The organism is Cohaesibacter celericrescens (assembly GCF_002866925.1).
Taxonomy (GTDB): domain Bacteria; phylum Pseudomonadota; class Alphaproteobacteria; order Rhizobiales; family Cohaesibacteraceae; genus Cohaesibacter; species Cohaesibacter celericrescens.
Genome location: NZ_PKUQ01000022.1, coordinates 143,116 through 159,895, shown reverse-complemented (window position 1 = coordinate 159,895; position 16,780 = coordinate 143,116). Strand labels below are relative to the sequence as shown.

The following is a 16,780-nucleotide window of genomic DNA, read 5'->3' as shown; positions in this document are numbered from 1 at the left end:
GCCTGCTGCTTTAAGATGTCACGGCAAGGCGCGACACGCACTAGATGGCGCGCTGCAAAGTAATGCGGTTGCTCTTGCCGACTGGCGGCGCAATATCCATTACGCGGGCAGGCGGGAAGCTTGCCGTAACCTTGGTGCCTCTTCGCAATTCCGACTTCAGGTCGAACTTGCCATCATGCATCTCGACCAATGCCTGAACGATGGATAGGCCAAGACCCGATCCTTCTTCAGCACTATGTATTGCCGCAGAACCTTGACCGAACGCACTTAAAACCGTCGTGATTTCATTCTCGGGAATACCCGGTCCGTTGTCCTCTACCGAGACATGCTGGCCGCCATCTTCGTCATTTTTAACCGACACAATTATTGTGCCGCCCAGTGGGGTGAATTTGACTGCATTGGTTAGCAAATTGAGGATAATTTGCCGCATAGCCCGCTCGTCCGCCCATAGTTTGGGCAACTTACTGTCGAGTGACAGTTTGATTGTAATATTTTTGGCGCGTGCGCGTAGACGCAGTAGATTTTCACAATCTTCGGCAATATAGGCCAGTGTTACCGCTTCTTCATTCAGTTTATAACGACCCGCTTCGATCCGCGATAGATCGAGTATCTCATTGATAAGATTTAGTAAATGTGATCCGGATGAGTGTATGTCACCGACATATTCTTTGTATTTCTCATTGGTAAGGGGGCCAAGAACCTCATTTTGCATAATCTCGGAAAACCCGAGAATAGCATTGAGTGGCGTGCGCAACTCATGACTCATCGTGGCGAGAAAACGGCTTTTCGCGGTGCTTGCTTCTTCGGCCTGACGACGAGACTCGTCAGACACTGCCTTGGCTTGTTCCAGTTCCGTAATAAGAAAATCCTTCTCCATTCGGAAATTGAGCATTGCCAACGTCGAAGCATAAAGGCGCTTGGATAGCATCATAAAGAAGATCATCGCGCCAATCGACATCAGGGAGAGGGTGGTATCCACCACACCAACATGAACAATTGTGTTGTAAACGATCACGGCAGAAATAGGAAAAGCGCCTGCCCAGACAGCCGCTGGGATGGAAAAAGCAAGCATTGTCGTCACAGCGACCACCACCAGCATGATGGCGAAATAATATTCAGTCAAATATACCGCATCTCGCGTGGTGGGAAGCAGTAAAATGCTGGCCCAGACCAGTCCACTCATACATTCCCAAACAAGGAAACGGCGCGTCCAATGACGTAAGTTAATTTCGTCAACTGATAGCGTTTCAAATTTGTGGGTTACCAGATACAGGATAACATGTGCAGTAATTGCTGCCAGTATCCAGAACAGCGAATGCAGTGGTTCTGCCCATAAAGTCGATACAGCCCCTACAATTAAAACCAGAATTGGAATTGCCAAATACGCACTTGTGCGATTTTTGGCATACATCATCATCAATTCATGGCGGAAGGAAGGGCGATATCCGTCTTTGCTATTGAGCTGCTCACGCACATCATGCACGGTGCGAAGCACAGCGCGACGTCTGGAAGCACGCTCACTGTTCGCGTCGCGCTTGTCTTTTTGTGACCGCGCGGAGTTAGAAACACCGGCCATGCTTGGCCACCCCCCAAAAGAAAATTTAGTAAAATTTGTTGAGGGTCATTGTCGTTGGTTTATCTTAAAAAGCTGCTGAAAAATCTGGTTAATAAATTGTAAATTTTATGATGGTCGCAATGCTAGCTTAGCCAGACTTGAGCCTGTATTGCGATGATAAAAATTGACATATCGCGCACGCTTCCTATTTTGCCAATTATGAAAAGAAATGAAAGGCTTGAACGGGATATGGCAATGGGGGTGGCTACATTATTGCAACAAATACATGCCTGCCGTCTGTGCCGTGATGACCCAACGGGAAAAGTGTTGCCCCATGAACCGAGACCTGTGTTGCAATTTTCGACAGAGGCGAAGATTTGCATTGCGGGGCAAGCACCGGGGAAGCGGGTGCACGATACAGGCATTCCTTTCAACGATCCATCTGGTGATCGTTTGCGCGATTGGATGGGTATCGGTCGTGATGTTTTCTACGATCCCAAGCAGATCGCCATTGTACCGATGGGATTCTGCTTTCCCGGTTATGATAATAAGGGTGGGGATCTACCACCGCGCAAGGAGTGTCGCGGCGCATGGCACGATGCGGTTTTTGATGCGATGCCTCAGTTGGAGTTGATATTGGTGATTGGCCAATACGCACAACGCTATCATTTGGGATCATTAAGGCAAAAAAGGGTGACTGAAACAGTAGCCGCTGCGCGGGAAATATGGCGCGCGACAGACAGGCCCCGCTATTTGCCGCTGCCTCATCCTTCATGGAGGAATACCGGTTGGTTGAAAAAGAATCCCTGGTTTGAAGCACAAATCCTTCCCTTGCTGCGCAGGGAAGTCGCTCAGTTAGTTGATTGTACGTAGCGAAATATTTTACTCAGAATTCGGTCATAGATGCAGTACTGAGCGGATATTGATCATAAAATCTATTGATCTTAGAAATTTCTTCTTATATCATGCTGTCTAGAAATGATTATGAGAATATTATTCGCCCGTGTCAGGTCCTTGCTGGCTGGGCATTGCGCAATGGAACCACAAAATGCTGGATAGATTGGATCGCCGTATTCTTCAAATTCTTCAGGAAGATGCCACTATGCCAGTGGCTGAAATCGGCCGCCGCGTGGGGTTGTCAACCACTCCATGCTGGCGACGCATACAGAAGATGGAAGAAGAAGGTGTGATCACCGGCCGCGTGGTCCTGCTCGATCCTGAAAAAGTGAATGCCAAGGTGACCGCTTTTGTAGCGGTAACAACAACAGAGCATTCCGCAGAATGGTTGAAACGATTTGCAGATGTCATACGCGATTTTCCAGAGGTTGTGGAGTTCTACCGTATGGCGGGGCAAGTTGATTATCTGCTGCGGGTCGTGGTTCCCGACATCGATTCTTACGATTCTTTTTACAAAAGATTGATCGCGCGCATTGAAGTTGGTGATATTTCTACTACCTTTGCTATGGAGCAGATAAAATATACGACGGCCTTGCCGCTGAATTATTTGCCAGAAAAAGAGACGCGCTGAGATTTGAATTTCTGACCTTCTTGCGACACATGAAAGTCTATCTGCGCACTTGAAAAGAAAAACCCGCACCAGGTTGGTAGCGGGTTTTCTTTTGTCTTCGATTGAAGACCTATACTCTGTAGCGCCGCAGAAGCCGCTATTTTCTGTCGAGCAGAGCGACCAAAGAAGAGGTATCCCAGCGGTTGCCGACCCCAAGATACGCCCGAACTTCGTGAGGAAAGCGTATCGGAGACATAGAAGATGGGCGGCTAAATAGCTCCGCTGAAGCCGCTATTTTCTGTCGAGCAGAGCGACCAAAGAAGAGGTATCCCAACGGTTTCCGCCCATCGCTTGCACTTGTGCATAGAATTGATCGACAGTGGCCGTGACGGGCAGGCGAGCTTGATTGCTGCGCGCCTCATCCAGCACGATGGAAAGATCCTTGCGCATCCAGTCTACAGCAAATCCGAACTCAAACTCCCCCTTGGCCATGGTTGAGGCGCGGTTTTCCATCTGCCATGAACCAGCTGCTCCTTTGGAGATCACATCGATCACAGCGCCAACATCGAGACCGGCTTGTTTGGCAAAATGCACACCTTCAGACAGCCCTTGAACCAAACCGGCAATACAGATTTGATTGACCATTTTGGTCAATTGACCGGCCCCGGAGGGCCCCATAAGCCCAACCATGTGCGCGAAGGCAGCAATGACAGGCTTGGCTTTGGCAAAAACATCTTCATCGCCGCCGCACATCACGGTTAGATTGCCATTTTCTGCACCGGCTTGACCGCCCGAGACCGGCGCATCAATAAAGCCAAGACCTTGCACTTTTGCGACTTCATACAGTTCGCGCGCTGCTTTGGCGCTGGCTGTGGTATTATCAATAAAGATTGAACCGGTCTGCATGGTGGCAAACGCGCCTTCATCCCCTATGGTCACGTCGCGCAAGTCGTCATCGTTGCCTACACAGCAGAAGACAAAATCAGCATCTTTGGCTGCTTCTGCGGGTGTTTTGGCAAAAGCCCCACCATGCTCAGCAACCCAGCTTTCCGCTTTGGTGGAGGTGCGATTATACACCGTGACATCATGCCCGCCTTGGTTTTTTAGATGCGCAGCCATCGGATAGCCCATCACACCCAGTCCTAGAAATGCAACTTTTGCCATATCATATTTCCCCTCGAAATTGGTGTAAGACCACGTCTGGCCAAATAGTCCGCAATAAAAAAAGGGCGGCAAATGAGCCGCCCTGTGACTTGATTTGTCTCAACCCGAGATTTTGGAAAAATCTGCAACGGTCAAAGTGGTTTGACGGATTTGGGTTAGCATTTTGAGCCGATTCACACGCACTTCTTCGCGCTCGTCATTGACGAGAACTTTATCAAAGAAGGCATCGACCGGAGCTCGTAAAATGGCCAGCGCTGACATCGCGGCTTCAAAGTCTTCGGCGGCCACGGCTTCCTGCGCAGCAACCCGTGCTTTCTCAATAGCTGAGGCGAGGGCGATTTCTGCTTCCTCATGCAAATGAGCGCCTTCAACGAGGCCCTGATAGGTGGTGCCAGCCTTTTTCTCTTCGGCTCGCAAGATATTGGCCGCGCGGCGATATCCTGCCAGCAAATTTTCCCCATCGTCGGTCGACAAGAAAGACCCCAGCGCCTGCACGCGTTTGGAAATCATGACAATGTCATCCTGATCTCCCAATGCAAAAACGGCATCGAGCAAGTCATACCGAACGCCTTTGTCTTTGAGATAGACACTCAAGCGGTCTGCGAAGAAGGACATCAGATCATCGCTTTGGGCAAAGCCGTCTCGTGCTTTGGCAAAGATGTCCCGCAGCGACAGGCGAATATCATTATCTGCGAGAATGCGAATAACACCAAGCGCGGCACGGCGCAGCGCAAAGGGGTCTCTGGAGCCCGTTGGTTTTTCGTCAATTGCCCAAAAACCGGTCAGCAAATCGAGCTTGTCTGCTAGCGCAACTGCGATGGACACTGGATTGGTCGGAACTTCATCCGATGGGCCTTGCGGCTTGTAGTGAAGCTCAATGGCTTCGGCGACACTAGGGTCCTCATTCAAGGCCAAGGCATAATAACGCCCCATCAAACCTTGCAATTCAGGAAACTCGAATACCATGTCGGTGACCAGATCGGCCTTTGCCAGCGTCGCTGCGCGTTTGGCCAGAGCGGGATCTGCACCAACAATAGGGGCCAGACTTTCAGCCAGCGTTACAATGCTGGATACGCGCGCACTCAGGGTTCCAAGTTTTTCATGGAACACCATGTTGTCCAGCTTATAAAGTCGGGTTTCCAAACCGGTTTTCAGGTCTGTTTCCCAGAAAAACTTCGCATCGGACAAACGCGCACGAACAACTTTTTGGTTGCCTGCCACAATGGTTGCACCACCATCGGTCGCGATCAGATTGGAAACAAGAATGAACTTGTTTGCCAGCTTGCCGCTTTTGCTGTCCTTCAGCACAAAGCATTTTTGATGTTCGCGAATAGAAGTCTGAATTACTTCGTCCGGCATGTCGAGGAAGGAGGCTTCAAATTCGCCCATCAAGACCGTCGGCCATTCGACAAGACCGGCAACTTCTTCCAACAAGCCCATATCTTCAACCAGCTCTAACCCTTGCGCAAATGCGAGGGTCTTGGCATCGTTCAGAATGATGTCTTTGCGCTCATCCAGATCCAGAATGACCTTGCGGGCTTTGAGACCTGATTCATAATCTTCGAAGCGTTTGACCGCAAAGTTCTCTTTGCCGTGGAAGCGATGGCCTTGGGTCAGGTTGCCACTCTCAATGCCTTCAACCGAGAAAGACACGACTTCAGACACATCTCCATCAACCGCCAGCGTGCACAAAATGGAATGCAGTGGACGTACCCATTTGAGCGCGCCTTCACCGGCTTGGCCCCATTTCTGGCTTTTAGGCCATGGGAATTTTCTGATCACATCAGGCACCAGCTCAGCGATGATCTCATCTGCTTTACGACCAGGCTTGTTGATTACAGCAACGTAGAAGTCGCCTTTCTTGGGGTCTGTCTGAATCGTCGCATCGTCGATGGACGTAAGTCCTGCACCGCGCAAAAATCCCGCGAGGGCTTTTTCGGGCGATCCAACACGCGGTCCTTTGCGTTCTTCTGAAATATCGGGAGACGATGCGGTCAGTCCTGCAACAGTCAGCGTCAACCGGCGCGGCGTGGCATAGGCCCGCGCACCCTCATAGGTCAAACCGGCATCCACCAAACCCCCGGTGATCAGTTTTTTCAAATCTTCAGCAGCCCGGCGCTGCATGCGGGCCGGAATTTCTTCGGAAAATAGCTCAAGCAGAAGGTCTGGCATAGTGGTCTCGATTTGCGCGAATTGTTGGAAATATCTGAGGCTTTGACCTAGCAAGCAGGGGGCAAAATGTCACTGGTAAAATGACATAAAACCGTGTTTGAGTGCCTATAGCCCCCATTGTTTTTCAAAATTTGCAAGCTTGAGCGCCGTTTAGTCGGTATCCCGATGCAAATGGCGGGTGAGGCGATGTTCCAATATGTCCCATAGACGGCGCATGATTTCCACGAAAAGCAGATAGAAAATCGCCGCATAAATATAGGCTTGGAAATCATATGTCTGGGAGAACGCTCGCCGGGTTTCGCCCATCAGGTCAAACACTGAAATGATAGATACCACAGCGGATCCTTTGACCATGAGAATGATTTCGTTGCCATAGGGGCGCAGGGCCACAATCAATGCTTGCGGCAGTGTGATCTTGAAAAAGGTCACGAGCTTGGGCAAGCCCAGACTCTGGGCCCCTTCGAGTTGGCCTCTTGGCACATTCATAATCGCGCCACGCAAAATTTCAGCCTGATAGGCCGCGGTATTCAGCGTGAAGGATAACAGCGCTATGGACCAGCTGTCTCTGAATAACCACCACAGACCCATATCCTGCCAGAAGGGGCGAAATTGTCCAAAGCCGTAATAGAGCAAGAACAACTGTGCAAGCAGCGGCGTCCCGCGGAAAAAATAGATATAGCCAAACGATATACGGCTCACCAGAGTGTTGGATGACATCCGGCCGAATGCAACAGGCAATGACAGCAAGCCACCAAGAATCAGCGACCAAAACACCAGTTCAAGTGTGGTCCAGAAACCATGAAAATACTTGGGACCATAGCGAGCTATATAGTTGGGATCATAACTAGTGTAAAGAAACCAGATAATACTTGTAAAAAAGACAACCCATCCGAGCAGCAATATGAGGCCTACAGCACGGCTTATATTCATCAAAGCGCCTTTGATCGACTCGGGGCGAGGGCGCTCCTCGATCATGGCTGCAGCGACAGTGCTTTCGATTTTCATGATCGCACCTCGCCGCGATTAACGCGCTTTTCTATTTTTTCAAGACCAATCGACGATAGGAAGGTGAGTGCAAGGTAGATCAAACAGGCCAGCGAGAAGAACAGAAAGGCTTCTTTGGTGTTACGAGCAGCAAGGCCAGTCATACGCATAGTATCGACCAAGGTGATGAGTGAAACGAGTGATGTTTCCTTTAGCAAGACAAGCCATAGGTTTGAGAGGCCGGGCAAGGCAAGTTTGATCAGTTGCGGCAGGATAATCAGCCGCATGGTCTTGGAACGTGTCAGACCAAGCGCAAAGGCGCCTTCATATTGCCCCTGATTGATGCCCTTAAAAGCAGATAAAAACACTTCACTTGCATAGGACGAAAACACGAAAGCCAAGGCTATCATGCCCGCGATGAAGGAATTGACCTCCACTGTCATTCCAAACAGCTTTTGAAACAGCATATTGATGAGGATCTGACCGCCGTAATAGACAATGAAAAGGGTCAATAGCTCGGGTAAACCGCGGAAAATCGTTGTAAAAATTTTAGACGCGGCTCGTATTGTCGGTTCTTTGGAATTGATGCCCAGAGCAAGAAAGAATCCAAGCAGCAGGCCGAAGGGCAGAGTTGCGAGCCCCAGCGAAACTGTGACCAGTATGCCATTGAAAATTTCATCGCTCCAGCCCTTCGGGCCGAAAGACAGCAGTGTCAGATAGTCTGTCATGCAGTGTTAACCCATATTAAAAACCCGGCGGGATATCCCGCCGGGCAATCAATCTAGCGGCGTATCTTATTCGCCACCATAAACGTCAAATGAGAAGTATTTGTCGTTAATTTCTTTGTACTTACCGTTTGCACGGATGGCGGCGATGGCTGCAGAGAATTTATCAGCCAGCTCGGTGTCGCCTTTACGCACGGCAATGCCGGCACCTTCGCCATGAATTACAGGGTCAATTGGTAGAGGCATCAGGATTTTGCAACAAGCGCCTTTTTCAGAAGCAACCCAGTCAGACAGAACCACAATATCATCAACCACACCGTCAATGCGGCCGCCTTCAAGATCGAGCTTATACTCATCAGGGGTCGGGTAAAGCTTGAGCTCAATATCTTTGAGCTTTTGCTCAGCATAATTGGAATGTGTTGTCGATGATTGCGCTCCGATCACCTTGCCTGCAAGAGCGTCCACGTTGGCTTCTAGTGTGGAGTCTTTAAGAACAGCAACTGCCGGTGGGGTGTTGTAATATTTCTTGGAAAAATCAACTTTTTTCAGGCGATCTGGTGTGATGGACATGGATGCGATCACCGCGTCAAACTTATTGGCGATCAAAGCCGGGATCATGCCGTCCCAATCCTGTACGACAAACTCACACTCAACTTTCATTTCAGCACACAGCGCGTCGGCCATGTCGATATCAAAGCCGACCAGTTTGCCATCTGAGGTGAGTGTGTTGAATGGAGGATAGGCACCCTCGGTGCCGATGCGAACTTTGTCAGCAGCTTCTGCGCCACCAGCGACCATCATGACAGCTGCTGCGGTGAGTGCGAGTTTCTTTACGAGACGCATAAGATATTCCCTCTTACATATTGTATGAAGATAGACTGCCCATAAAGACGAGCGGTCTCACAATATTTGAACCTGTGTCAGGTTACTCCGGATTTGGCGGGTTAAACTCCGCTTGGAGGACATATTCCCACTATTTTGCTCAATTTGACAACAGGCAATTCTATAAAACTTGCACGATCGTTCGATTTCGCCCAATTCCTAGGCGTACCTAGAATAAAAATGTTTCTAGTGCCGTCTATTTGAAAGGATATGCGGTGGTTTTTGGGAAAAGGTGAAAATTTCGCTGGCAAGAATTCCACAGAGCTTGCGGGAAAATACCTAATGATGCCCGATATTTAGGCAAATGAAGAAGGTTTATGCAGTCTTGAAAATTCTATGTATTGGCAAAATGACGAGCAAATCGCGATGGCCGGCAAATTGCTGGCGTCAGGTGGTTGATCAAATCGCTAACTTCATTTTTCGGACGATAAAGTCGGCTATCTCAGCCACTGCATCCAGCTCAAAGACCGTCAAAGACTGAATGCCGCACAATCGTTCAGGGGCATCACTGGCCACCGCGACAATCCTGTTGTCATGTGGCGAAAGAGGGTCTGTATGATTGGCATCGGCGCGGCGCACTTCTATTTTGGGGAAGGGTTCTGTTTTGTAGCCCTCCACCAAAACCAGATCACACGGCGCCAAGCGCGGTAGAATATCATTCAACAAGGGTTCTTGCTCATCAACGCATTCATGCATGATCGCCCAGCGCACACCGGCAGCGACCAGCGCTACTTCTCCGGAGCCTGCTTGCCGATGCCGATAGCTATCAGTGCCTTCTCTGTCGATATCGCATTTGTGATGGGCATGCTTGACCGACGAGATTCTGTATCCACGTTTGGTCAGTTCAGCAATCAACGCTGTGATCAGGGTCGTTTTACCTGAGTTCTTCCACCCAGTAATGCCAAATACCTTGTGGCCAAACAGCAAGTCGACATCGTCAGCATTTTGATCGTTGCGCGCCATGAAAATGCCCTCGTCTGTAGGGTGAATAGGGACTGCATTACGCCGTCAACTCAGCAAGACTGTCAGCAATGGCTTCCGCGACGGGGATGTCTTCGCGGTTATTGACGTTGAAGAAGGGGTCAATGTCCAAATCATCAATGGCAATGCCACCAAATACCGCGTGGCAGCAATTGTGTTTCTCTGCCCAGACCCGAATTTTTCGCTCTCCGGATTTTAGGAAGTCTTCCAGATCGTCAGCCAAGGCAACGGGCCAAAGCCCGAAGGTCGGGTGGATGTTTTCACCAGATTGCGCCAAAACCACGGATGGAGCAGGGCCACCCATTGCCATCACGAACCTGCAGACCAAATCCTCAGGAAAGAAAGGTGTATCCACTGCCACAGAGGCGACCCAAAAGGCGTGAGGAGCATTGGCTTGTGTCCATCGCATCGCTGAAAGTATACCTGCCAGCGGCCCGGCAAAATCGGCGAATGTGTCCGCAACAACGGGAAGATCGGTGTCAAAACGGTTCAAATCCCCATTGGCACTCACAATAACACTGTCGGCCTGTATCGAAAGGCGATCCACACACCGGTCAAGCAAGGATTTGCCTGAAATGTTGATAAAGGGCTTATCCAATCCTCCCATACGGGTCGCTTGGCCGCCAGCCAAAACAGCGCCAACCGCACGATGGGCCCAGCGATTTGTAAAGTCTTTGGCGTAGACCGGTTGATCAAACAGCGAGCCTGACTGTTCCATCGCTGCGCGATCCAATTTAAGGAGGTCTTCTTTCGTGTAGATCATATTTGGCTCCAACTGTCCCCAATCGCGCAGCAATGGATTTGTGCGCTAAAAGCCTCTATGAAAGTTGGCTTTAGGGTGTAGCGACTATAATCAGGTTTTCTGCGTGGGCACAGGGTCCGTTGGTTGAAAACAACAACTCTTTGTGTAAGCAAACAAGAATCTGGCATAGTGCGGCAAATGGTCAGTACGATCTTGACGATTGACAAGATAAGTTCCAGCTATATCTGACATTGAAGAAGCCTCAGGCAAATGGCTGTAAGTTCCATTGCAAAGATGCATTGTTAAATCGATCCGTTGTTGATCAAAACGACTGCTGTCCACCATAGAATTGATAGGGGTTTCTCCCGTGTTCTGGAAAAAGAAGAGTGACCAAGCTGTGACCAAAGATGATATTCTGGAAAAACTCAAAAGAATCCCGGTGCGCCCCGGTGCGCAAGACATTGTTTCGGCTGGGCTGGTTTCTGACATTTTCATAAAAGACGGCTCGGTGATGTTCTCGCTGACGGTCCCCGCAGAGGAGGCGCAGGCTATGGAGCCGTTGCGCCAGTTGGTTGAAAAAGAGATCAAATCCCTTCCCGGTATTGAAAAAGCGATGGTCGCACTCACTGCGGAGCGCAAAGCCGGAGATCGTGCGCAGGCTGCGACGCCTCCGCACCCGTCACAGCCGCGTCCTCAGCCCCCAAAAGCGCCGGCACAAAGAGGAGCGCCACCTGCCAAACTGGATGTTAAAGGCGTCAAGCATATTGTCGCTGTTTCTTCGGCTAAAGGTGGCGTCGGTAAATCGACAACAGCCGTTAATCTAGCTTTGGCTTTGAAGGCAAACGGTCTGAAGGTTGGTATTCTGGATGCCGATATTTATGGCCCGTCGATCCCACGCCTGCTTAATATCAAGGAAAAGCCAACCACAGTGGAAGGCACCCGCATTCTCCAACCAATCATGGCATATGGCATTGCGGCCATGTCTATCGGGTTGTTGGTTGAGGAAGATGCTCCAATGATCTGGCGCGGCCCGATGGTGGTTTCCGCCCTGACACAAATGCTGCGCGATGTCGCTTGGAACATGGAAGGCGATTTGGATGTGCTGGTTGTCGACATGCCTCCGGGAACCGGCGACATACAATTGACTATGGCTCAACAGGTGCCGCTTTCCGGTTCAGTGATTGTTTCTACCCCTCAGGATCTGGCTCTTCTGGATGCCCGTAAGGGTATCGCCATGTTCAAGAAAGTCAGCATTCCCATTCTTGGTATTGTGGAGAATATGAGCTATTTCCTTTGCCCCAGTTGCGGCGAGAAACATGATATTTTCGGCCATGGTGGAGCACGCGAAACGGCAGAAAAAATCGGCATTCCATTCTTGGGCGAAATTCCGCTGTATATGGACATTCGCGAGAGGTCTGATTCCGGTTGCCCGATCGTGGCGACCGAACCCGACGACCCACACAGCGCAATCTATTTGCAACTCGCAAAAGATGTGGCCCAAGGCCTGCAAACATCCAGTAGACCAGCCCCCAAGATCACTTTTGAGTAAGACCAATCCTTGGTGATTGCCTGAAATGTGCTAAGCGTCTGCGTCCTGCAAGACGCTTGGCACCATTATGGCAAACACGAGGATCGCCAGACCTGAAGCCGTCATTAATAGCCCCATTGGCATGAGGCTGTCTGTGAGCACAAATGCCACTACATAGCTGAATAGAGCACAAATCAGGGTCACAATTGCCCCGGATAAACCTGACGCACTTCCCGCAAGACGCGGTAGAACGCTGACAACACCAGCGCTGGCACTGGGCATGACCATGCCGTTGCCTGCACCCAAAAAGAACATCCCACCAAACAGGGTTGCAGGTGTTTCTATGCCAACAAGACTAAGCAAAACAATGCTTGCGCAACTTCCTAGCGTCACCAAGCCACCGCCAAGGATCATGCGGAACAGGCCAAGACGTGAGGCATAACGACCCGTGATATAGTTGCCCAAGCTATAGCCGATGGCAACAAGCATGAAATACAGGCCATACTCCGTGGCACCCAAATCAAAAATATGCCGGCTGACATAGGGCGCGCCGCCTAAAAAGGCAAAGAAGGATCCCCCTGTGAAGGCCGTGACCATCGTAAACACCCAAAAACTCTTCAAACCAAGCAAAAGCTTGTAGTCGCCTAACATGGCTCTAATTGAAGGAGACTGACCAATATGTTGGTTTGTCTCGGGCAATGAATACCAAGCCCAAGCGAGCACAATGATTATAAAAACTGCCGTGAAGGCAAAGCCGGCGCGCCAACTCGCAAAATCATCCAGCATCCCGCCGATGGTCGGGGCAATCATCGGAGCCATGGCCATGCCCATTGTGACATAGCCTAACATGCTGGCAGCTTCTGAAGGTTTGTGCAGATCGCGGACGATCGCACGGCCCAAAACCAGACCGGCAGCACCGCCTGCCACCTGTATAACGCGCCCGACAATCAAACCATTGAGGGACGGGGTGATTGAGCAATAGATCGAGGCCACGACAGCGAATACCAGCCCCCACAGCAACACTGGCCTGCGACCGAATTGATCTGAAAGCGGGCCAATAGCCAATTGAATAAGCCCTGTGCCGACCAACCCCAGTGACAAGGTAAGCTGGACAAGTGAAGCGGGAGCCGAAAAGGTTGCTTGTACACTTGGCATCGACGGAACATAGAGATTCAGAGCCAGAGGATTGACAGCAGTGACTGCTACCAAAATCGCAATGGAAGGCCGCAGAGTGCCTGATGGGGCGGGGACAGGGGCGCCCGATGTTGCAATGGTCATGAATTTACTTCCGTTATTGTCTCGACCTTTGCATGGCCTCGTTGTTGTCGTGCAATCTTGCGCTGCCGATAGATGGTATACAGCCCTGCCATCATAATCAGAGCAATTCCTAGCCAAGTTATGGCGTCGGGAATATCGGACCAAATAACATAGCCATAGATCAATGCGATAAAAATGCTGGAATAACGGAAGGATGAAACAACCGATATTTCACCGTGACTCATGCCGATCACCAAAAAATAGTGCCCGATAATAAAGAATATTGCAGATCCTGCGAGATACAGCAGATTCTCAGTCTCAATCGCTCCCCATGTCTCCGTGACGCCCATCAGAATGCCTGCTACGGATGAGCCGATCATTGTGCCCAGAGTAACGATCCAGGTGGAATAGCTGGCGGGAATGTTGCGGGTTATGACTTCGCGCACGGCGGCAAAAACAACCGCGCAAAGGGCAAACAGTGAGTAGAAATTGAAACCGTCTGTGCCTGGTCGCACGATGATCAATACGCCCACAAATCCGAAGAAAACGGCACTCCAGCGATGAATGCCGACCTTTTCTCCCAGAAAGATGGCCGCCAACGCGGTCGTTGCCATGGGAACCGTCAGCATGATCGCTGTAAGATTGGCCAAGGGCAATTGCAGCAATGCGATGACAAATAGAATAACTGTAAAGCCCTCCAGTACAGACCTTATCCAGACTGCGCGGTTGGCCAGTTGTCGATAGTGGCTGATTTGGCCGGTAATCAAGCAAATAGTAAAAATCAGACCAAATGCAAAGATTCCCCGCACAAATATCAGCTGTCCAGCTTGTAGATCTGCTCCCACCATTTTGGTCATGGTATCATTTGTAACGAACCCAAATATTGCCAATTGCATCATGAGGATCCCATAGAGATTTCCTCGATTGGTGCCAGAGCGTGATGATTGGATATCACCACCTCCAGCCGCCGAAGATCGCGGTGCGGTAGACATGGAAGCAATTGCCTCAAAACAAAGAAGGTTGAAGTGGAGAGTTATGAGATATGTGAAAAAGTAGAAGGATCAAACCGGTAAACCGGATATCATTTGCGGACAGTAAAAGGCGTCGAAAGCATCTGTCAACGACAAAAGCTTTGGATTTAAGGTTGGATTTAAGGGCTGACCGTTGGTCGTTGGTTCGCAACCGACCCAATAAAACGTCTTGCATTACTTAGATATGGAGGCGTCCTGTTGAGCTTGTTTACGCAGTCTGCTCACTTTTCGTTCGCGAAATATCGTATATATACCCGCGCTTAGAATGAGGCAAATGCCAACCCATGTCAGGGTATCGGGTATATCACCCCAAAGCAGATAACCATAAGTCAGCGCAATGGGCATGGAGATGTAGCGAAAGGAAGAGACAACAGAAATTTCTCCGCTGTTCATGGCTATCACAACAGCAAATTGTCCCATGGTCAGGAAAAACGCCGCTGCAAAAAGAATAATAAGATTCTGATTGCTGACGGGTTGCCAGGTTTCCGTCACCCCTAACAACCCACCTCCGATTGCGGAAATAAACAGAGTTGTAAGGGTTACAACCCACAAGGAGGTGCCACTTGGAATGCGCCGTGTCACCAAATCTCGCGTGGATGCCCCCACCACAGCGGCAAGCGCAAAGAGAGAGTAAGAATTAAACCCATCTAGCCCCGGCCTTACGATGGCCATCACACCTAAGAATCCAACAAAAACCGCTGTCCAGCGACGAATGCCCACCTGTTCGCCCAAAAACAACGCGGCAGCGGCGGTGGTGGCCAGTGGAATCGTCAAAAGAATCGCGGCTGTATTGGCAAGTGGCAGATGCTTCAAAGCTGTTAAAAATAGAATCGCAGCGACCGTTTCGCAAACCGCGCGCAAGAGAACTATTTTATTGAAGGCATGCCGATAATGACGCAATTCGCCGCGCCAAATTAGAATAACCAGAATGGCGACAACGGCAAACATGCCTCGCACAAAAATCAATTGGCCGGTTGCCAGCTCGTCGCTAACCAGTTTGGATAGTGTGTCAGTGGTAACAAAGAACAACATTGTGATCTGCATGACCACAATGCCATATAGATTGCCTTTGTCTTCACGCTGAGGAGAAGAGTCCAATCGGCGCGCGGCCGTTCCTTGCGGAGCCGTTGTCATTGGGTATAACCTTGCTTTGAAATTCTGACAGTAAAAATAGCTAGCCGCCAGTTACAGACATGTGTCTTCCAATAGAAGGGCGATTATTGTCTCTGTCAATGACAAAGTCATGACCCTTTGGTTTTCGGGTGATTGCTTCTCGGATAGCCTGATTGAGCAGGTCATTACTCTCGGAAGCGCGCAGGGGCGCACGCAAGTCTGTGGCATCATCCTGCCCGAGACACATATACAATGTCCCGGTGCATGTCACACGAACGCGATTGCAGCTCTCACAAAAATTATGGGTCATCGGAGTGATAAAACCGATACGGCCCCCGGTCTGGGCTAGGGTCATATAGCTGGCAGGGCCACCGGTCTTGTGCGTGGATGGCTCCAATGTCCATCTTTCGGCAAGGTCTTGCTTGAGCTGAGACAAAGGCAAATACAGATCAAGGCGATCGTGATCAATGTCACCCATCGGCATGGTTTCGATAAATGTCAGGTCCATACCGCGCTGATGGCAGAAGCGGATCATATCATCAAATTCATCTTCATTGACGCCCTTGAGGGCAACCGCATTGAGTTTGAGTTTAATGCCGGCAGCCAGCGCGGCTTCTATGCCGTCCATGACTTGTTTAAACCGTCCCCAGCGGGTGATCTCTTGGAATCGGTCCTCGCGTAAACTGTCAAGCGATACGTTGATCCGTTTGACGCCCATGCTGGCAAGATCGCCAGCCATCTGCTTGAGCTGAGAGCCATTGGTTGTCAATGTCAGTTCATCGAGTTTGCTGCTGTCCAAATGACGCGATAGCGATGAAATCAGGGTCAATATACCCTTTCGAACCAAAGGTTCCCCGCCTGTCAGACGCAATCGCTTTACACCCTGATCAACAAACGCCGTGCAAAGCCGATCCAGTTCTTCCAGACTGAGAACTTCCTTTTTGGGTAGGAAATGCATATTTTCAGCCATGCAATAGAAGCATCGAAAATCGCAACGATCTGTAACGGAAACCCGAAGATAGCTAACCGTGCGACCGAATGGGTCGATAAGGGATGGGCTGCTATGTTGCTCATCTTCAAACCGCATTACATGCTCCTACTTTCCGACGGAGTTTCAGGTTCCGCCAGATCGTCTCCAA

Annotated in this window: 15 protein-coding genes; 3 read left to right on the top strand and 12 right to left on the bottom strand. The window is 50.1% G+C overall.

Going from position 1 to position 16,780, the window contains the following annotated elements; all coding sequences use genetic code 11:
- Positions 1-40: 40 nt before the first annotated feature.
- Complete coding sequence (locus C0081_RS12000) at positions 41-1,576, bottom strand: sensor histidine kinase (RefSeq protein WP_180966871.1); 1,536 nt, start codon at positions 1,574-1,576, stop codon at positions 41-43.
- A gap of 234 nt (positions 1,577-1,810) precedes the next feature.
- On the opposite strand from C0081_RS12000, the gene C0081_RS11995 reads away from it, so the two are divergent.
- Together C0081_RS11995 and C0081_RS11990 are read left to right on the top strand one after the other, a co-directional pair.
- The gene (locus C0081_RS11995; RefSeq protein ID WP_101534367.1) at positions 1,811-2,428 is read left to right on the top strand and encodes a uracil-DNA glycosylase family protein; all 618 of its coding nucleotides are present in this window, start codon (positions 1,811-1,813) and stop codon (positions 2,426-2,428) included.
- Between the two features lie 178 nt (positions 2,429-2,606).
- On the top strand, positions 2,607-3,083 hold the full coding sequence (locus C0081_RS11990) for an Lrp/AsnC family transcriptional regulator (protein ID WP_210200496.1): 477 nt from the start codon (positions 2,607-2,609) through the stop codon (positions 3,081-3,083).
- Between the two features lie 270 nt (positions 3,084-3,353).
- On the opposite strand, the gene C0081_RS11985 is transcribed toward C0081_RS11990, so the two are convergent.
- From C0081_RS11985 to mobA, 7 genes are all read right to left on the bottom strand, one after another.
- Positions 3,354-4,226, bottom strand: coding sequence for an NAD(P)-dependent oxidoreductase (locus tag C0081_RS11985; protein WP_101534066.1), 873 nt, complete (start codon positions 4,224-4,226; stop codon positions 3,354-3,356).
- 99 nt (positions 4,227-4,325) lie between these two features.
- Positions 4,326-6,398: a glycine--tRNA ligase subunit beta gene (glyS, locus tag C0081_RS11980; protein WP_101534065.1), complete on the bottom strand. Its 2,073-nt coding sequence runs from the start codon at positions 6,396-6,398 to the stop codon at positions 4,326-4,328.
- Between the two features lie 150 nt (positions 6,399-6,548).
- Positions 6,549-7,403 (bottom strand): ABC transporter permease, encoded by an 855-nt coding sequence (locus C0081_RS11975; protein ID WP_425349472.1) that lies wholly within the window; start codon positions 7,401-7,403, stop codon positions 6,549-6,551.
- Positions 7,400-8,110, bottom strand: a complete 711-nt coding sequence (locus C0081_RS11970; RefSeq protein ID WP_101534064.1) for an ABC transporter permease — start codon at positions 8,108-8,110, stop codon at positions 7,400-7,402. The genes C0081_RS11975 and C0081_RS11970 overlap by 4 nt, the downstream gene beginning before the upstream one ends.
- Positions 8,111-8,176: 66 nt before the next feature.
- A complete protein-coding gene (locus C0081_RS11965; RefSeq protein WP_101534063.1) occupies positions 8,177-8,950 on the bottom strand; it encodes an ABC transporter substrate-binding protein in 774 nt (257 codons plus the stop codon).
- A 438-nt stretch (positions 8,951-9,388) separates the two neighbouring features.
- Positions 9,389-9,952, bottom strand: coding sequence for a molybdopterin-guanine dinucleotide biosynthesis protein B (gene mobB, locus C0081_RS11960; protein ID WP_180966870.1), 564 nt, complete (start codon positions 9,950-9,952; stop codon positions 9,389-9,391).
- A 37-nt stretch (positions 9,953-9,989) separates the two neighbouring features.
- Positions 9,990-10,733, bottom strand: a complete 744-nt coding sequence (gene mobA, locus C0081_RS11955; protein WP_210200482.1) for a molybdenum cofactor guanylyltransferase MobA — start codon at positions 10,731-10,733, stop codon at positions 9,990-9,992.
- A gap of 376 nt (positions 10,734-11,109) precedes the next feature.
- Here mobA and apbC point away from each other — a divergent pair, with 376 nt between their 5' ends.
- Positions 11,110-12,261, top strand: a complete 1,152-nt coding sequence (gene apbC, locus C0081_RS11950; RefSeq protein ID WP_101534062.1) for an iron-sulfur cluster carrier protein ApbC — start codon at positions 11,110-11,112, stop codon at positions 12,259-12,261.
- A 30-nt stretch (positions 12,262-12,291) separates the two neighbouring features.
- Here apbC and C0081_RS11945 read toward each other — a convergent pair whose 3' ends face one another.
- From C0081_RS11945 to moaA, 4 genes are all read right to left on the bottom strand, one after another.
- Positions 12,292-13,518: a multidrug effflux MFS transporter gene (locus tag C0081_RS11945; RefSeq protein WP_101534061.1), complete on the bottom strand. Its 1,227-nt coding sequence runs from the start codon at positions 13,516-13,518 to the stop codon at positions 12,292-12,294.
- On the bottom strand, positions 13,515-14,489 hold the full coding sequence (locus tag C0081_RS11940; protein ID WP_101534060.1) for a DMT family transporter: 975 nt from the start codon (positions 14,487-14,489) through the stop codon (positions 13,515-13,517). Before C0081_RS11940 ends, C0081_RS11945 begins: the two co-directional genes overlap by 4 nt.
- Positions 14,490-14,702: 213 nt before the next feature.
- Positions 14,703-15,662 (bottom strand): DMT family transporter, encoded by a 960-nt coding sequence (locus C0081_RS11935; RefSeq protein WP_101534059.1) that lies wholly within the window; start codon positions 15,660-15,662, stop codon positions 14,703-14,705.
- A gap of 40 nt (positions 15,663-15,702) precedes the next feature.
- On the bottom strand, positions 15,703-16,728 hold the full coding sequence (moaA, locus tag C0081_RS11930) for a GTP 3',8-cyclase MoaA (protein WP_101534058.1): 1,026 nt from the start codon (positions 16,726-16,728) through the stop codon (positions 15,703-15,705).
- Positions 16,729-16,780 lie beyond the last annotated feature (52 nt).